The organism is Mycobacterium syngnathidarum (assembly GCF_001942625.1).
Lineage (GTDB): Bacteria > Actinomycetota > Actinomycetes > Mycobacteriales > Mycobacteriaceae > Mycobacterium > Mycobacterium syngnathidarum.
In genome coordinates this window covers 48757-63750 of sequence record NZ_MLCL01000093.1, presented here as the reverse complement: position 1 = coordinate 63750, position 14994 = coordinate 48757, and the positions used below count along the sequence as shown (strand labels likewise).

General features: G+C 67.3%; 14 protein-coding genes. 8 read left to right on the top strand and 6 right to left on the bottom strand.

Going from position 1 to position 14994, the window contains the following annotated elements; translation table 11 throughout:
* The first annotated feature begins 39 nt into the window (after window positions 1-39).
* Window positions 40-600, top strand: a complete 561-nt coding sequence (locus BKG60_RS29995; RefSeq protein ID WP_070186607.1) for a carboxymuconolactone decarboxylase family protein — start codon at window positions 40-42, stop codon at window positions 598-600.
* Here the strand turns inward: BKG60_RS29995 and BKG60_RS29990 are convergent.
* Together BKG60_RS29990 and BKG60_RS29985 are read right to left on the bottom strand one after the other, a co-directional pair.
* Window positions 597-2759, bottom strand: a complete 2163-nt coding sequence (locus BKG60_RS29990) for an elongation factor G-like protein EF-G2 (protein WP_070186608.1) — start codon at window positions 2757-2759, stop codon at window positions 597-599. The two genes, BKG60_RS29995 and BKG60_RS29990, sit on opposite strands and share 4 nt — an antisense overlap.
* A 132-nt stretch (window positions 2760-2891) precedes the next feature.
* Entirely contained in the window at window positions 2892-3320 is a 429-nt protein-coding gene (locus tag BKG60_RS29985; RefSeq protein WP_070186609.1) for a TIGR03668 family PPOX class F420-dependent oxidoreductase, read from the bottom strand.
* Window positions 3321-3437: 117 nt separating this feature from the next.
* On the opposite strand from BKG60_RS29985, the gene BKG60_RS29980 reads away from it, so the two are divergent.
* From BKG60_RS29980 to BKG60_RS29965, 4 genes are read left to right on the top strand one after another with little or no spacing between them, the layout of a single operon-like run.
* Window positions 3438-4574, top strand: a complete 1137-nt coding sequence (locus BKG60_RS29980; RefSeq protein ID WP_070186610.1) for an ABC transporter substrate-binding protein — start codon at window positions 3438-3440, stop codon at window positions 4572-4574.
* 8 nt (window positions 4575-4582) lie between these two features.
* A complete protein-coding gene (locus BKG60_RS29975; RefSeq protein WP_070186611.1) occupies window positions 4583-5437 on the top strand; it encodes an ABC transporter permease in 855 nt (284 codons plus the stop codon).
* Window positions 5434-6207 carry an ABC transporter permease gene (locus BKG60_RS29970; RefSeq protein WP_070186612.1) on the top strand — a complete coding sequence of 258 codons (774 nt, stop codon included), beginning with the start codon at window positions 5434-5436 and terminating at the stop codon, window positions 6205-6207. Before BKG60_RS29975 ends, BKG60_RS29970 begins: the two co-directional genes overlap by 4 nt.
* Complete coding sequence (locus BKG60_RS29965) at window positions 6204-7244, top strand: ABC transporter ATP-binding protein (protein ID WP_070186613.1); 1041 nt, start codon at window positions 6204-6206, stop codon at window positions 7242-7244. The genes BKG60_RS29970 and BKG60_RS29965 overlap by 4 nt, the downstream gene beginning before the upstream one ends.
* Here BKG60_RS29965 and BKG60_RS29960 read toward each other — a convergent pair whose 3' ends face one another.
* The 3 genes from BKG60_RS29960 to BKG60_RS29950 are packed head-to-tail and all read right to left on the bottom strand — an operon-like array spanning window position 7245 to window position 9068.
* Window positions 7245-7814 carry an orotate phosphoribosyltransferase gene (locus tag BKG60_RS29960; protein WP_003885421.1) on the bottom strand — a complete coding sequence of 190 codons (570 nt, stop codon included), beginning with the start codon at window positions 7812-7814 and terminating at the stop codon, window positions 7245-7247. It abuts the gene before it with no gap.
* A 34-nt stretch (window positions 7815-7848) separates the two neighbouring features.
* Window positions 7849-8646 carry a HugZ family pyridoxamine 5'-phosphate oxidase gene (locus BKG60_RS29955; protein ID WP_070186614.1) on the bottom strand — a complete coding sequence of 266 codons (798 nt, stop codon included), beginning with the start codon at window positions 8644-8646 and terminating at the stop codon, window positions 7849-7851.
* Window positions 8647-8678: 32 nt separating this feature from the next.
* The gene (locus BKG60_RS29950) at window positions 8679-9068 is read right to left on the bottom strand and encodes a hypothetical protein (RefSeq protein WP_070186641.1); all 390 of its coding nucleotides are present in this window, start codon (window positions 9066-9068) and stop codon (window positions 8679-8681) included.
* A 296-nt stretch (window positions 9069-9364) separates the two neighbouring features.
* Here BKG60_RS29950 and treS point away from each other — a divergent pair, with 296 nt between their 5' ends.
* Genes treS through BKG60_RS29935 form a run of 3 tightly spaced genes read left to right on the top strand, consistent with a single transcriptional unit; the run spans window position 9365 to window position 13942 of the window.
* Window positions 9365-11125, top strand: coding sequence for a maltose alpha-D-glucosyltransferase (gene treS, locus BKG60_RS29945; protein ID WP_070945831.1), 1761 nt, complete (start codon window positions 9365-9367; stop codon window positions 11123-11125).
* Complete coding sequence (locus BKG60_RS29940) at window positions 11122-12444, top strand: maltokinase N-terminal cap-like domain-containing protein (RefSeq protein ID WP_075910395.1); 1323 nt, start codon at window positions 11122-11124, stop codon at window positions 12442-12444. The genes treS and BKG60_RS29940 overlap by 4 nt, the downstream gene beginning before the upstream one ends.
* A 13-nt stretch (window positions 12445-12457) precedes the next feature.
* Window positions 12458-13942, top strand: coding sequence for an MFS transporter (locus BKG60_RS29935; RefSeq protein ID WP_070186617.1), 1485 nt, complete (start codon window positions 12458-12460; stop codon window positions 13940-13942).
* Here the strand turns inward: BKG60_RS29935 and BKG60_RS29930 are convergent.
* On the bottom strand, window positions 13892-14992 hold the full coding sequence (locus BKG60_RS29930) for an acyl-CoA dehydrogenase family protein (protein ID WP_070186618.1): 1101 nt from the start codon (window positions 14990-14992) through the stop codon (window positions 13892-13894). The genes BKG60_RS29935 and BKG60_RS29930 overlap by 51 nt on opposite strands.
* Between the last annotated feature and the right edge of the window lie 2 nt (window positions 14993-14994).

The following is a 14994-nucleotide window of genomic DNA, read 5'->3' as shown; positions in this document are numbered from 1 at the left end:
AAAGGGGATTACTAGCCGATCGTAAAGTTGGGGTACCGCATGCTGACGCCGCTGCCAGCCGAAGAGTGGGACGACCAGGCCCGCGAGGCGCTGGCCTCCACGGTGCCGCCCGAGCGCCGTCGCCCGGACATGGTGGGAAATGCGTTGTCGACCCTGGTGCGTCACCCGGTGCTGGCCGGCGCCTTCCTGCCGTTCAACACCTACCTGCAAAAAGAATCCACGCTGCCCGAGCGGCTCCGTGAACTCGTGATCCTGCGCACCGCGTTCCACCACGACTGTGCGTACGAGTGGGGACACCACAGCGCGATGGCCCTGCAGGTCGGGCTTACCGAAGCAGACATCGAGGCGACCCGAAGTGGCACAGCGGCAAACGAATTCGACCAGGCCGTGCTCGATGCGGTGGACGAGTTACACACCGGCTCGCGAGTCTGCCCCCACACCTGGGAGCGCCTGGGCCAGCAGCTGGACGACCGGCAGCGCATGGACCTGATGTTCACCTTCGGTGGCTACAGCACGCTGGCATTTGCCTTGAACACCTTCGGCGTCCAACTCGAAGACGGCGCGGGCACCGACGAGTTCTACGCCTCGATGGAGAGTTAAACCGCCTTGCGCACGCGGGCAGCGGCTGCGTCCGGCATCGGCTCGTATCGGGCGAACGCACGGGTGAACGCCCCGGCACCATGCGAGAGCGACCGCAGGTCGATCGCGTAGCGGGTGAGCTCGACCTCCGGTATCTCAGCCTTGATCAGCGTCCGGTCCTCATCGGCCTTGTCGGTGCCCAGGACGCGGCCACGCCGGCCGGCCAGATCGCCCATCACCGCGCCCACCAGATCGTCGGGCACCACCACGGTCACGTCGTCGATGGGCTCGAGCAGGCTGACGCCGGCCGCCGCAGCGGCTTCCCGCAGCGCGAGTCCGCCGGCCATCTGGAAGGCGAAGTCCGACGAGTCGACGCTGTGGGCCTTCCCGTCGACCAGTGTCACCCGGATGTCGACGACGGGGTAGCCGCCGTCCCCGTGATCACTGCCCATGCCTTTCTCCATCTGGGCCCGCACACCCTTTTCGACGCTCGGAATGAACTGGCGCGGCACGGCCCCGCCGACAACCTTGTCCACGAACTCGAATCCGCTGCCCTCCGGCAGCGGCTCGACCTCGATGTCGCAGACCGCATACTGGCCGTGGCCACCGGACTGCTTGACGTGCCTGCCATGTCCTTTTGCCTTGCCGCCGAGCGTTTCTCGCAGCGGTACCCGCAGCTCGACGGTGTCCACCGACACGCCGTAGCGCCGGGACAGCGCGTCGAGCACCACCCCGGCGTGCGCCTCACCCATGCACCACAGCACGATCTGGTGGGTCTCCGGATTCTGCTCGATGCGCAAGGTGGGATCCTCGGCGGCCAGCCGCTGCAACCCGACCGAGAGCTTGTCCTCGTCGGTCTTCGCACGGGGCTGCACCGCGATCGGCAGCAGCGGGTCGGGCATCTCCCACGGGCGCAGCACCAGCGGGTCGGCCTTGTCGCTCAGGGTGTCACCGGTCTCGGCCCGGCTGAGCCGGCCGATCGCGCAGATGTCCCCGGCCACCACCGAGGGCGCCGGGCGCTGCTGCTTGCCCAGCGGGAAGGACAGGGTGCCGATGCGCTCGTCTTCATCATGGTCGGCGTGGCCGTGGGAGCCCTCCGGGGCCACCGAGTCGGTGAAGGCAGAAAAATGGCCCGACACATGCACGGTGGCGTCGGGCCTGATGGTGCCGGAGAACACCCGGACCAGGCTGACCCTGCCGACATAAGGGTCCGACGTCGTCTTCACCACCTCGGCCAGCAGCGGCCCGTCCGCATCGCAGGCCATCGGCTTGCGGGCCGCGCCACTGGCGGCGAACACCTCGGGCAGCCGATGCTCGGGCGGTGACGGGAAGCCGCGGGTGGCGATCTCGAGTAACTCCAGCGTGCCCACCCCGGACCCGCTGCACACCGGGATCACCGGGAAGAACGAACCACGGGCCACGGCCTTCTCCAGATCGGCGATCAACACCGATTCGTCGATCTCCTCGCCGCCGAGGTAACGCTCCATGAGCGTCTCGTCCTCGGATTCCTCGATGATCCCCTCGATCAGGGAACCGCGTAGCTCGGCGATCTGATCGTCATAGGAGCCGTCCGGTGACCGGGTGGTCCGGGTGCCGTCGCCGTAGTCGTAGTGGGTTCGGGTGAGTAGCCCGATCACGCCCTCGCCGGCCGGGAAGTACAACGGGGCCACCTTGTCGCCGAAGGCCTGCTGGGCACCGGCCAATGTGTTGGCGTAGTCGGCCCTGGCGTGGTCGAGCTTGGTGATGACGACCGCGCGCGGCATGCCCACCGCCGCGCACTCCTGCCAGAGCGCCTTCGTGGGCTCATCGATGTCCTCGTTGGCGGCGATGACGAACAGTGCGCAATCGGCGGCGCGTAACCCCGCGCGCAGTTCGCCGACGAAATCGGCGTACCCGGGGGTGTCGATCAGATTGACCTTGATCCCGTTGTGCTGCAACGGCGCCAGCGCCAGCCCGACCGAACGCTGCTGATTGATCTCGGCGTCGTCGAAATCGCAGACCGTCGACCCGTCGACCACCGAACCTGCGCGGGTCAGCACTCCCGCGGCGACCAGCAGCGCCTCCACCAGGGTGGTCTTGCCGGCACCCGACGGGCCGACGAGCACCACGTTGCGAATGGCGGCGGGACTGTCCGCGGTGGGAACAGCCCCGTTGCCTGTCGAGTGAGTCTTGTCCGCCATGGCATGCCTCCTGGTGTCCCCGGGGCGCCCCGATGCGGCCCGCCGGACCTGGCCTCCACCATTCCCCGATGTGATCTGGAGCACAAGGGTCGAGGTGGTCTGCGGGGCCCGGCCGGCGAGGCTGGGAGCTGCTCACGCCTGCCAGGACGACCAGCGCGTGACGCCGATGGAGATCACCGGCCCGTCCAACGCAATGCGCTCGTACTGGCGATATTTCGCCCGCAGCAGTGCGTATCCGGTGGCCATCTCCTCACCGCTGTAATGCGTTGCCGCCTGCCCGTCGGCCCGGACCCACCACAGGTGGGCCCATTCGTCGGTGTAGTGGTCGACGAGAAGGCTCACCCGGGAATCGCCTTCGATGTTGGCCAGCCGGCGCAGTTTGTGTGTGGTCTTGCGCTTGGCGTCCACGGCGCTGTAGATGGTGGCGGGAGTGTCGGGATCGGCAGGAATGTGCACCGCGAATACCACCGGCACCAGATGCGGTGCGCCGTCGGCGCCCAGCGTGGCGAGTACGGCGCAGGGCGCATTTGCGAACTGGGCGATGGCCTCAAGCCCGGACATGGCCCCAGGGTAGGCGCATTCGGGTGCCGCCTGGTACGTCAGCCGACATCAGGCGATGTCAACGCCGTCACGATAGGGTGCCGGTGCGCGCTCGGAGACCATCGGAGGACTTGGCACATGATCGCATCCCGGATCGCGACGGTATCCGCCCTCGCCGCCTCGACGCTCGTCGCGCTGGGTCTGGCGGCGTGCGCCCCGCCGCAGAAGGACACCGCGGGCGGCAAGACCGATACCGGGGTCAAGGTCGCCGAGGCCAGATCGGCCCAGGATTTCGGCGGGATGGACAAGCTCGTCGAAGCGGCCAAGGCCGAAGGTGCACTCAATGTGATTGCGTTGCCCCCGGATTGGGCAAACTACGGCGCCATCATCAAGGCCTTCTCGGACAAGTACGACATCTTGGTGAACTCGGCACAGCCCGACGGGTCCAGCCAGGAAGAGATCAACGCGGCCAACCAGCAGAAGGGCAAGAGCACCGCACCCGACGTGTTCGACCTGGGACAGTCGGTGGCGCTGGCGAATACGTCGATGTTCGCGCCCTACAAGGTGGCCACCTTCGACGACATCCCGGAGAAGCTCAAGGACCCCGACGGCACCTGGGTCAACGACTACGGCGGTTTCATGTCCATCGGGTTCGACTCGACCAAGGTTCCACCGATCACCTCCGTCGAAGACCTGCTCAAACCCGAGTACCACGGCAAGGTCGCGCTCAACGGTGACCCGACCCAGGCCGGTGCCGCCTTCGCCGGTGTGTTGATGGCGGCCGTGGCCCAGGGCGGATCGGCTGACGACATCGCGCCCGGCGTCGCGTTCTTCGCCAAGCTCAACGAGGCCGGCAACTTCTTGCCGCTGGACCCGACCCCGGCCACCATCGAATCGGGACAGACCCCGGTGGTGATCGACTGGAACTACCTCAACGGCACCGAGAGTCAGAAAGTCCCCGGCTGGCAGGTGATCGTTCCGCATGAGGCCCTGGTGGCCGGTTACTACTACCAGGCCATCAACAAGGATGCCCCGCATCCGGCGGCCGCCCGGCTGTGGCAGGAATTCCTGTTCAGCGACGAAGGGCAGAACCTGTACGCCAAGGGTGGGGTCCGCCCGGTGCGCGCCGACAAGATGATCCTGGCCGGCACCGCCGACCGCGCGGCATTCGGTCAGCTGCCGCCCATCGACGGTCCGGTGACGGTCGCGACCCAGGCCCAAACCGACACGGCCAACAAGTATCTGGCCGACAACTGGGCCAAGGCGATCGGCTGAGGTCCGCTATGCCGGCTAGCACAAGGCGTGTCCGGGATGCCCTGCCATTGCTGCCGTTCGTGGCGGTGGTGACGGTGTTCCTGATCGTGCCGACCGTCACGGTGATCGTCATGGCGTTCTTCGCCGACGGATCCTTCTCCCTTGACCGCATCGCCGCGCTGTTCTCCGGCACCGCGTTGACCGCACTGGCGAAAAGTATCGCGTTGTCGGCGAGTACCGCACTGATCGGGGCGGTTCTGGGCGCCGTACTGGCCTGGTTGATCGTCAGCAGCCCGCCGGCGTCGATGTTGCGGCGCGCGGTGCTGGCGCTGTGCAGCGTACTTGCCCAATTCGGCGGGGTGGCACTGGCTTTCGCATTCCTGGCCACCATCGGGCTCAACGGCGTATTGACGTTGTGGGTCAGGGAAAACCTCGGCTGGGACCTGGCCGGTTCCGGCTGGCTCTATGGTCTGGCCGGGCTGATCGTGGTCTACAGCTATTTTCAGATCCCGCTGATGGTGATCGTGTTCCTGCCGGCGCTGGAGGGGCTGCGCGAACAGTGGCTCGAGGCCGCGGTGAGCCTCGGCGCGTCACGGTGGCAGTGTCTGCGGGAAGTGGCCGTCCCGTTGTTGAGCCCGGCTTTCCTCGGCTCGGCACTGCTGTTGTTCGCCAACGCTTTCGCCGCATATGCCACCGCGGCCGCTCTGGTCAGCCAGGGCAGCCCGATCGTGCCGCTGTTGATCCGGGCCGCCCTCACCAGCGAGGTGGTGCTGGGCCAGTCCGGGTTCGCCTACGCGCTGGCGTTGGAGATGATCGTGGTGGTGGCCGCGGTCATGATCGCCTACAACGCGCTGGTCCGACGGACGGCGAGGTGGCTCAAGTGAATCGGGCGGTCCGCACCGCACTGTGGGTGCTGTTCGGCCTGTTCTTCTTGTTTCCCCTCTACGCGATGGCGGATTTCTCCACCCGCAACCTCATCGCCGGCGGGCGCACCGCTGCCGCATGGCGCAACCTCGTGGCCGACGAGGAGCTCTATCACGCGATCCTGATCTCCTTGCTGCTCGCGGTGTTCACCGTCGTCGTCATGCTCATCCTGTTGGTGCCGACGATGATCTGGGTACGCCTGCGGGCCCGGTGGGCCGGGCGGTTCGTCGAGTTTCTCTGCCTGCTGCCACTGACCATTCCGGCCCTGGTGGTCGTGGTGGGCCTGCGCAACGTCTACCTGTGGGTGACCTACCTTCTCGGCGAGTCCGCGCTCACCCTGACCTTCGTGTACGTGGTGCTGGTGTTGCCTTTCGCCTACCGGGCCATCGATTCCGCACTGGCCGCCATCGACCTGCAGACGTTGGCGGAGGCGGCCCGCTCGCTGGGCGCCGGTTGGGTATCGACGATCGGCCGGGTTATCGTGCCCAACATCTGGTCGGGAATCCTGTCGGCGGCGTTCATCTCGATCGCGGTGGTGCTCGGTGAATACACCGTGGCCTCGCTGAGCGGGTTCGAGACCCTGCCGGTTCAGATCGTGGCGATCGGCAAGGTCGACGGGCCGACATCGGTGGCCGCCTCGCTGGCCACGCTGCTGCTCGGATTCGTGTTGTTGTTGATTTTGGCGGCCGTCACCCGTGGCCGTCGCAGAAGGTCAGGAGTCCAGCAGTGAGCGTCGGCGCCGGTGTGCGGGTTGAACTTCGCGACCTCACCCGCACTTATGGCAACGTCAACGCGCTCGACGGCCTGAGCCTGTCCATCGAGCCGGGGGAGTTGGTGGCCCTGCTCGGCCCATCGGGTTGCGGCAAGACCACCGCACTGCGGATCCTGGCCGGGCTTGAGGAGGCCACCGCCGGGACCGTGCTGGTCGGCGGGCGGGACATCAGCGCGGTGCCGGCCAACAAACGAGACATGGGCATGGTGTTCCAGGCCTACAGCCTGTTCCCGCACCTGACCGTGCTGGACAACGTCGCCTTCGGTCTGAAGATGCGCGGAAAATCCAAGCGGGACAGGCTGTTCCAAGCGGCGGACATGCTCGATCTGGTGGGCCTGGCGGCGCACCGCGGCAAGTACGCCAGCGAGCTGTCAGGCGGTGAGCAGCAGCGGGTGGCGCTCGCCCGGGCACTGGCAATCGAGCCGAGGGTGCTGTTGCTCGACGAGCCGCTGTCGGCACTCGACGCCAAGGTGCGCTCCCAGTTGCGCGACGAGATCCGCCGGGTGCAGCTGGAGGTCGGAATCACGGCACTGTTCGTCACCCACGACCAGGAGGAGGCGCTGGCCGTTGCGGATCGGGTCGGGGTCATGAGCCATGGCAAACTCGAGCAGCTCGCTACGCCTGCCGAGCTCTATGCCCGGCCGTCGACTCCATTCGTGGCCGAGTTCGTGGGTCTGCACAACAAGGTGCGCGCCCGGGTATCCCGTGGCCGGGCCAGATTGCTGGGCGCCGAGTTGCCTACGCTGCCCGGCTCGATCACCTCGGGGACCGGTATCGCGATGCTGCGCCCGGAAACGATCCGGGTACGTGCCGATCCGGACGGGCCGGCGGTGGTGGAGTCGGTGGCCTTCCTGGGACCGACGTCCCACGTGTACCTGAGCCTGCCGGATGGCTCCCTGATCCACGCGCAGCTGCCCAGCTCGCGGGCGCGTGCGTTCGGTCCCGGCGTGGTGGTGAGCCTGGCGCTGGAGCGGGCGCCGGTGCTGGTGGTCTAGCTAGACGTCTTTGACCGGTTCGATGCCGAGGTCGCGGTAGGTGACCAGCGCGGCGAACGGCACCCCGCGCTTGGCGAACCGTCCGGTCGCGATGTCGCCGCGGTCCACCATCGGGATGACGCCGGTGACCACGGCCCCGACGGAGGTGACGCGCTCATAGGCGATCTCGGTCGAGCCGCCCGTGCTGATCACGTCGTCGACGAGCAGCACGCGGGTGCCGGGTTCGAGCCGGGTGCCCTCGATCCACTGCTCGCGGCCGCGGGACTTCTGTTCCTTGCGCACCGAGAACCAGGCCTTGCCGGTCACCATGGCCACGCCGTGCGCCAACGGGTCAGCGCCCATGGTCAGGCCGCCGACGGCGTCGAACTCGATGCCGCTCGCCGCGGCCAGATCGGCGACCGCCCGGCTGACGATCGCCATCCGTTCGCCGGTGTCGATGGCGAACTTGCCGTCGATGTAGTCGTGGCTCAACTGCCCGGAGGCCAGCCGGAAAGGTTCCTCGCGGTGTTCGTACCCGCGCGTGCGGATCAGGTCGAAGGCGGCTTGCCAGGTTTCCGGGCGCTCAGGCATACCCGCGATCGTATTGCACGGGATCGGCGCGGTCTCAGGCCTGCCTGGCGCGCTGGGCCAACTCGACTGTGGCCGCCCGCAACTCGCCGTACGAGCTGATCGGCGTGGCATAGCCGACCCGGGTGTAGGCCACTCCACGCTCGGTGGTGACCCGCAGATCCAGGCCGTAGCGGTCGGCGCCGGTGCACACTGCCGAGGTCGTGTCGGGATAGCCGCCGAGGATGCGGGCCATATCGGCCAGCGAACCGGCGTGGTCGGCGTTGAGATGTTCGATCGCCCCCGTGGCGTGCGGTGCCACCGGATCGGGTTCTGCCTCGGCGTAGGCCTCGCCGGTGGCCGAGTCCATTCGGCCGTAGCCGCCGACCCAGCGCACGCGCTGCACCCGCAGCACCCACAGGGAGAAGTCACTGAAGTCGATGTAATAGCGGGCAGCGGCCACCGCGTCCAGGTGGGCCTGCCGTGCGGCGTCCAGCTCGGCACCTGCGGGCCGCTCCGCTATCCCGGCCAGCGTGATGCGGCTGCTCGCCAGCGGGTCGGATCCGGCGTCGGGAGCGACGATCGAGATGCTGGCCCGAGGGTCGCCGGCCAGATTGCGGCCGTGCTCGGCCATGTTCGACACACACAGCACCGGCGCCCCGGCCAGCAGGCCGTAAGTGATGAAGGACGCCCACGGCTCGCCGTCGGTGGTGAGCGTGGCCAGCGTGCCCGCGTTCGTCGACGCGGCGATGGTGCGGGCTTCCTCGGCCGCAGACGGGCGTGCCCCCTCGATTACCTCCGTCAGCGGGGGAGGAACCGAAGGGGCATCACCGGGGTCACCATGATCGCGAGTCACGCAGCGACCCTACCGTCCGGACGTTGGGCGATTCAGCCGCCGAGAGCGGCGATCAGGTCCTTGATCTGAGCGGTTTCGGACTCGGTCGCGGGCTCCTCGGCCTCGACGGCCTCGATGAGGTCTTTGCGCAGGCCGACGCCGTTCGCGGCTTCCTGGGTGGACAGCTTGGCGCGGCCGCGGGCCACGTAGAGGCGCTGACCGAGCGTGGCGGCCGGCCCTTCGGCCGCCGCTGTCATCAGCTCGTCGTAGCGGTGCCGTACGCCGCTCAGCGCGACGATGACCGACGGCGTGACGCGGCTGCGGCCCGCCGCCTCCGACAGCGATGTCTGCAGCTTGCGCAGACCGCTGAGAACGACCGCGACACGGTCGGCGTACTCAGGGTCGCCGGCGGGCGGTAGCGCGTCGATCGCTGCGATGTACATGTGCATCGCCGCATCAGACAGACCAACGATTACTGGTGCTTCACCGTCATTTGGTGCGGACTCACCCACAGGCCATCCCTCGTCGAGTGTTCGTGATCGCCGGCCCATGGCCGACGAGGAGATCAAATGCGGGAAAAACGTAACCCGTCGCCGTCTCTTATTCAACCGTTAGTTTTTCCGCAAACACACCCGGCCGGGCGAATCACGTTGCTGCAGGATCATTTCGGGGTGCCAAGGCCATTGGCGGTTCGTAGCGGGTGTCGGAGGGCCTGCGAGTGGGTACGTTGGAAACCTGTATGGACAACGCTGCGGACAATCAATCACTGGTCGAGCATCCGACCGCGGAGGACTTCGGCCACGCCAGAACCCTGCCGACCGAGCGTGACTGGTTCAAGCGCGCGGTGTTCTACGAGGTTCTGGTGCGTGCGTTCTACGACTCCAATGCCGACGGCGTCGGCGATCTGCGGGGCCTGACCCAACAGCTCGACTACCTGAAATGGCTGGGCGTGGACTGCCTGTGGCTGCCGCCCTTCTACGATTCGCCACTGCGTGACGGTGGCTACGACATCCGGGACTTCTACAAGGTGCTGCCGGAGTTCGGCACCGTGGAAGACTTCGTGACGCTGCTCGACGGGGCGCATCGCAGGGGTATTCGCGTCATCACCGATCTCGTGATGAACCACACCTCCGATTCGCACGCGTGGTTCCAGGAGTCGCGGCACAACCCGGACGGGCCATACGGCGACTTCTACGTCTGGAGTGACAGCAGCGACCGCTACGCCGACGCGCGCATCATCTTCGTCGACACCGAGGAGTCGAACTGGACGTTCGATCCGGTGCGCCGCCAGTTCTATTGGCACCGGTTCTTCTCGCACCAGCCCGATCTGAACTACGACAATCCCGCCGTGCAGGAAGCGATGATCGATGTCCTGCGGTTCTGGCTGGACCTGGGTATCGACGGTTTCCGGTTGGACGCGGTGCCCTATCTGTTCGAGCGTGAGGGCACCAACTGCGAGAACCTGCCCGAGACCCACGCCTTTCTCAAACGCTGCCGCAAGGTGGTCGACGACGAATACCCCGGGCGGGTTCTGCTGGCCGAGGCCAACCAGTGGCCCGCCGATGTCGTGGAGTACTTCGGTGATCCGGCCACCGGCGGCGACGAATGCCACATGGCTTTCCACTTCCCCCTGATGCCACGCATTTTCATGGCGGTGCGCCGGGAGTCGCGGTTCCCGATCTCGGAGATCCTGGCGCAGACGCCGGCCATCCCGGAGATGGCGCACTGGGCGATCTTCCTGCGCAACCACGACGAGCTGACGCTGGAGATGGTCACCGACGACGAGCGTGACTACATGTACGCCGAGTACGCCAAGGACCCGCGGATGAAGGCCAATGTCGGTATCCGCCGTCGGCTGGCTCCGTTGCTGGAAAACGACCGCAACCAAATCGAGCTGTTCACCGCGCTGCTGTTGTCACTGCCCGGATCCCCGATGCTCTATTACGGTGACGAGATCGGTATGGGCGACATCATCTGGCTCGGCGACCGCGACAGCGTGCGCACCCCCATGCAGTGGACCCCGGACCGCAACACCGGATTCTCCACGGCCAACCCGGGCCGGCTGTACCTGCCGCCGAACCAGGACGCGGTGTACGGATACCAGTCGGTGAATGTCGAGGCCCAGCGCGACAGTTCGACCTCGTTGCTGAACTGGACCCGCAACATGTTGGCGGTGCGCGGCCGCCATGAGGCGTTCGCCGTCGGGACGTTCCGTGAGCTCGGCGGTTCCAACCCGTCGGTGCTGGCCTATGTCCGCCAGATCGACGAGGAAGCCGGCGTCGAGGCCGACGCCATACTGTGCGTCAACAACCTCTCCCGCTTCCCGCAGCCCATCGAGCTGAATTTGCAGGAGTGGAACGGTTATACGCCCATCGAAATGTCCGGCTACGTGGAATTCCCCAGCATCGGCCAGTTGCCGTACCTGCTGACCCTTCCGGGGCACGGGTTCTACTGGTTCCAGCTCCGCAAGCCCGAGCAAGACCCTGGAGTGCAGCAATGAGTGTCGAATTCGGTGACTGGCTCGGCCAACAACGGTGGTACGCCGGACGTGGCCGTGAATTGGTCTCCGCAACACCGGGTTTGGTGGCCTCGCTCAGTGACGATCTGGACCTCACGTTGCTGAAGGTGTCCTATGCCGACGGGAGCGCAGAGCGATACCAGGTGCTGGTGAAGTGGGATGCCGAGCCGATCGACGAGTACAGCGCAGTGGCCACCATCGGTAGTGGCGACGGGCGGACCGCCTACGACGCGCTCTATGACCAGGACGCCGCGCGGTACCTGCTGCAGATGATCGACCGATCTGCCGAAGTGGACGGGCTCAGGTGCGGCAAGGAGCCCGGTGCTGTCCTGCCACTGGACGCGGCGCCGCGAGTTTCGGGGGCCGAGCAGAGCAACACCAGTGTGGTGTTCGGGCAGGAAGCCGTACTCAAGGTGTTCCGCCGGATCACCCCCGGTGTCAATCCTGACATCGAACTCAACCGGGTGCTGGTCAGGGCGGGCAATCCGCACGTCGCTGCGCTGCTCGGCTCGATGGAGATCGACTGGGACGGTGAGACTTTCGCGCTCGGCATGGTGACCGAGTTCGCCGCCAACTCTGCTGAGGGCTGGGACATGGCCACCGCCAGCACCCGGGATCTGTTCGCCGAAGGTGACCTCTATGCCGACGAGGTGGGCGGTGACTTCGCCGCCGAGTCCTACCGGCTGGGCGAGGCGGTGGCCTCGGTGCATGCCTGTCTGGCCGAGCAACTCGGCACCGAGTCGGTGCCGTTCCCGGCCGAGCTCATGTCCGCCCGTCTGGCCACCGCCGCCGAGGCCGTACCCGAACTGCGTCAACATGTTTCATTGATCGAGGAGCGCTACCGTAAGCTGGCCGAGGAGCCGGTGAACGTGCAGCGGGTCCATGGCGATCTACATCTGGGCCAGGTGCTGCGAACCCCGGAGCGATGGCTGCTGATCGACTTCGAAGGGGAGCCCGGCCAGCCGCTGGAGCTGCGCCGCAGCCCGGATTCTCCGATGCGCGACGTCGCGGGCATGGTGCGGTCATTCGAGTACGCGGCGTATGCGCGGCTGGTGGACCTGGCAGGAGACGATGACCGGGCCAGGCAACTGGCCGCCAGGGCCAGGGAATGGGCCGACCGCAACAGCACGGCGTTCTGCGACGGCTACGCCGCGGTGGCCGGTGTCGATCCGCGCGAGCATGCCGCCTTGCTGGCCGCCTATGAGCTGGACAAGGCGGTCTACGAGGCGGCCTATGAGGCTCGGTACCGGCCGAGCTGGCTACCTGTCCCGCTGGCTTCGGTGGCGCGCCTGATCGGCTGATACCTTCTTTAGCATGCCTAATCAGCCCACGCGCCGATCGGCGTCCGGTGGGCTGCTGATCGCAGTGCTCGCCGCCGCGGGCATCAGCGTCTCGCTCATGCAGACCCTGATCATTCCGCTCATTCCGCAGCTGCCTGCGCTGCTCGACACCAGCGCGGCCAACGCGTCCTGGGCGATCACCGCGACCCTGCTGACCGGCGCCGTCGCCACGCCGATGCTGGGTCGGCTCGGTGACATGTACGGCCCCAAACGGATCCTGGTGCTGTGCGCCGCGCTGCTGTTCACCGGCTCGCTGATCGCCGCGACGACCACCTCGCTGATCCCGCTGGTGATCGGGCGAGGTCTGCAGGGCTTCGGTGCTCCGGTAATCCCACTGGGCATCAGCGTGCTGCGCACCGCCCTGCCCGCCGAGCGGGTGGCCTCGGCGATGGGGCTGATGAGTGCCTCGCTGGGCGTCGGCGGCGCGCTGGGGCTGCCGCTGTCGGCGGTGATCGCCGAACACTTCAACTGGCACGCCCTGTTCTGGTGCTCGGCCTTCCTCGGCCTGGCTTCCGGCATTCTTTTCGTCCTGCTGGTCCCGGACCTGGAACCCGTCTCGTCCGATCACCGCTTCGATCCGATCGGTGCCCTCACACTGGGGATCGGGCTGGTGATGCTGTTGCTGCCGATCTCCAAAGGCGGGATGTGGGGCTGGAGCAGTGTCACCACGCTGGGGCTGTTCGCCGGCGCGGCGGTGACCTTCGGGGTGTTCACCTGGTGGCAGTACCGGGTACCCGCACCGATCGTGGACATGCGGACCACGCTGAAACGTCCGGTGCTCCTGACGAACCTGGCGTCCATCGCGGTGGGCTTCGGCATGTTCGCGTTGTCGCTCGTCGGCCCGCAACTGCTGGAGATGCCCCGGGAAACGGGATTCGGCTTGGGCCAGAGCATGATCGCCACCGGCCTGTGGATGGCGCCCGGCGGGCTGGCGATGATGGCCGCCGCACCGGTGGCCGCCCGCGTGGTGGCCGCGCGCGGACCGAAGGTCGTGCTGGTGATCGGCAGCGTGATCATCGCCGCGGGCTACCTGGCCGGCACCGTGTTGCTCGGTACCCCGGCCGGGGTGATGGTGCTCGGCCTGATCGTCAGTTTCGGCGTCGGGTTCGCCTTCGCGGCCCTCCCGGCCCTGATCAACGCCGCAGTGCCGGTGTCGGAAACCGCGTCCGCCAACAGCATCAACTCACTGGCCCGCTCGCTGGGTACCTCGACGTCGAGTGCGGTGATGACCGCGGTGCTGGCTCAGATGACCATCACCGTGGCCGGGCACGCCTTGCCGTCGTTGGGTGGGTTCCGTGCCGGGTTGTTGATCGCGGCCGCCGCGGCCGCCGGTGCCGCCCTCCTCGCGATGGCGATACCGAGAGGGCCCCGGCCGGATGAACCAGCCGAGGCCCCTTCAGAACTCGTGTCAGAGCGTGGCGATCTCGTAGCTGTCGAGCTGGCCGACCAGCGTCCGTAGCTGGTCAGAAGACGAGCCCAGGGTGTGCTCGATCGCGGTCAGCCGGGCGGCGTAGTGCCCGATGGGGTACTCCGCGGTGACACCGATACCACCGTGCAGTTGGATCGACTCCTGCGCGATGTGCCGGCCCGAACGCCCGATCTGCAGCTTGGCGCGGGCCGCGATCACCGGGTCCAGTTCCCCGTCGGCGATGGACATTGCGGCGTAGTTGCCCATGCTGCGCGCCAGCTCCAGCGACATGTACATGTCGGCGGCCCGCTGGGTCAGGGTTTGGAACTTGCTCAGCGTCACCCCGAACTGCTTGCGCTGCTTGAGGTAGTCGGTGGTCAGGCGCAGCGATTCGTCCATCGCGCCGACCGCCTCGGCACACAGGCCCGCCGAGATCCGAACCAGCGCGTCGGTGATCGCGGCACTGGCGTCGACGGCCTCACCCAGCGGTTCGGCGGGGGCCGCGTCCAGGGTGACCTGGGCGCCGCGCTGGCCGTCGAAGGTGCGGTAGCCCTGGCGGCTCACGTTGGCGGCGTCGACCAGGAAAAGTCCGGTGCCGCCGTCGGGCAGGGCCGCGCTCACGATCAACGTGTCGGCGATGTCGCCGGCCAGCACCGGGTTCTTGGTACCGCTCAGGGTCCATCCGTCGCCGCTGCGCTTCGCGGTGGTGGTCACACCAGCCGATCCACGGGCACTCGGCTCAGCGTGGGCGAAGGCCAGAATCCGTTCGCCGGAGGCGACTTCGTCGAGAAGCGCGCGCTGGGCGTCGGTGCCGGCCTCGGCGATGATCGCGCCCGGGCCGATCGCACCGTGCAGCACCGGCTCGGGGGCCAGCCGGCGCCCGAGCTCGTTCAGCACCACCATGATCTCGATCTGGCCACCGGAATCCTCGTCGAACCCGAGGCCCAGCACGCCCACCTCGGCGAGCTGCCCCCAGATCTGGCGGTCGAATCCGGGCTCGGCCTCCACCACCTTGTTGCGCTTTTCGGTGTCATAGCCTGACAGCAGGTCACGGGTGGTGTCGGCCAGCAGGGTCTGTTCGTCAGTCAGCTGAAAGTCCATGG

What these genes read in the sequence shown, in the direction of transcription:
- BKG60_RS29930 (WP_070186618.1), bottom strand. Translation starts at nt 14,992, where the DNA reads ATGGACTTTCAGCTGACTGACGAACAGACCCTGCTGGCCGACACCACC.
- BKG60_RS29985 (WP_070186609.1), bottom strand. Translation starts at nt 3,320, where the DNA reads ATGTCCGGGCTTGAGGCCATCGCCCAGTTCGCAAATGCGCCCTGCGCC.
- BKG60_RS29990 (WP_070186608.1), bottom strand. Translation starts at nt 2,759, where the DNA reads ATGGCGGACAAGACTCACTCGACAGGCAACGGGGCTGTTCCCACCGCG.
- BKG60_RS29960 (WP_003885421.1), bottom strand. Translation starts at nt 7,814, where the DNA reads ATGCCTGAGCGCCCGGAAACCTGGCAAGCCGCCTTCGACCTGATCCGC.
- BKG60_RS29975 (WP_070186611.1), top strand. Translation starts at nt 4,583, where the DNA reads ATGCCGGCTAGCACAAGGCGTGTCCGGGATGCCCTGCCATTGCTGCCG.
- BKG60_RS29980 (WP_070186610.1), top strand. Translation starts at nt 3,438, where the DNA reads ATGATCGCATCCCGGATCGCGACGGTATCCGCCCTCGCCGCCTCGACG.
- BKG60_RS29940 (WP_075910395.1), top strand. Translation starts at nt 11,122, where the DNA reads ATGAGTGTCGAATTCGGTGACTGGCTCGGCCAACAACGGTGGTACGCC.
- BKG60_RS29950 (WP_070186641.1), bottom strand. Translation starts at nt 9,068, where the DNA reads ATGTACATCGCAGCGATCGACGCGCTACCGCCCGCCGGCGACCCTGAG.
- treS (WP_070945831.1), top strand. Translation starts at nt 9,365, where the DNA reads ATGGACAACGCTGCGGACAATCAATCACTGGTCGAGCATCCGACCGCG.
- BKG60_RS29935 (WP_070186617.1), top strand. Translation starts at nt 12,458, where the DNA reads ATGCCTAATCAGCCCACGCGCCGATCGGCGTCCGGTGGGCTGCTGATC.
- BKG60_RS29995 (WP_070186607.1), top strand. Translation starts at nt 40, where the DNA reads ATGCTGACGCCGCTGCCAGCCGAAGAGTGGGACGACCAGGCCCGCGAG.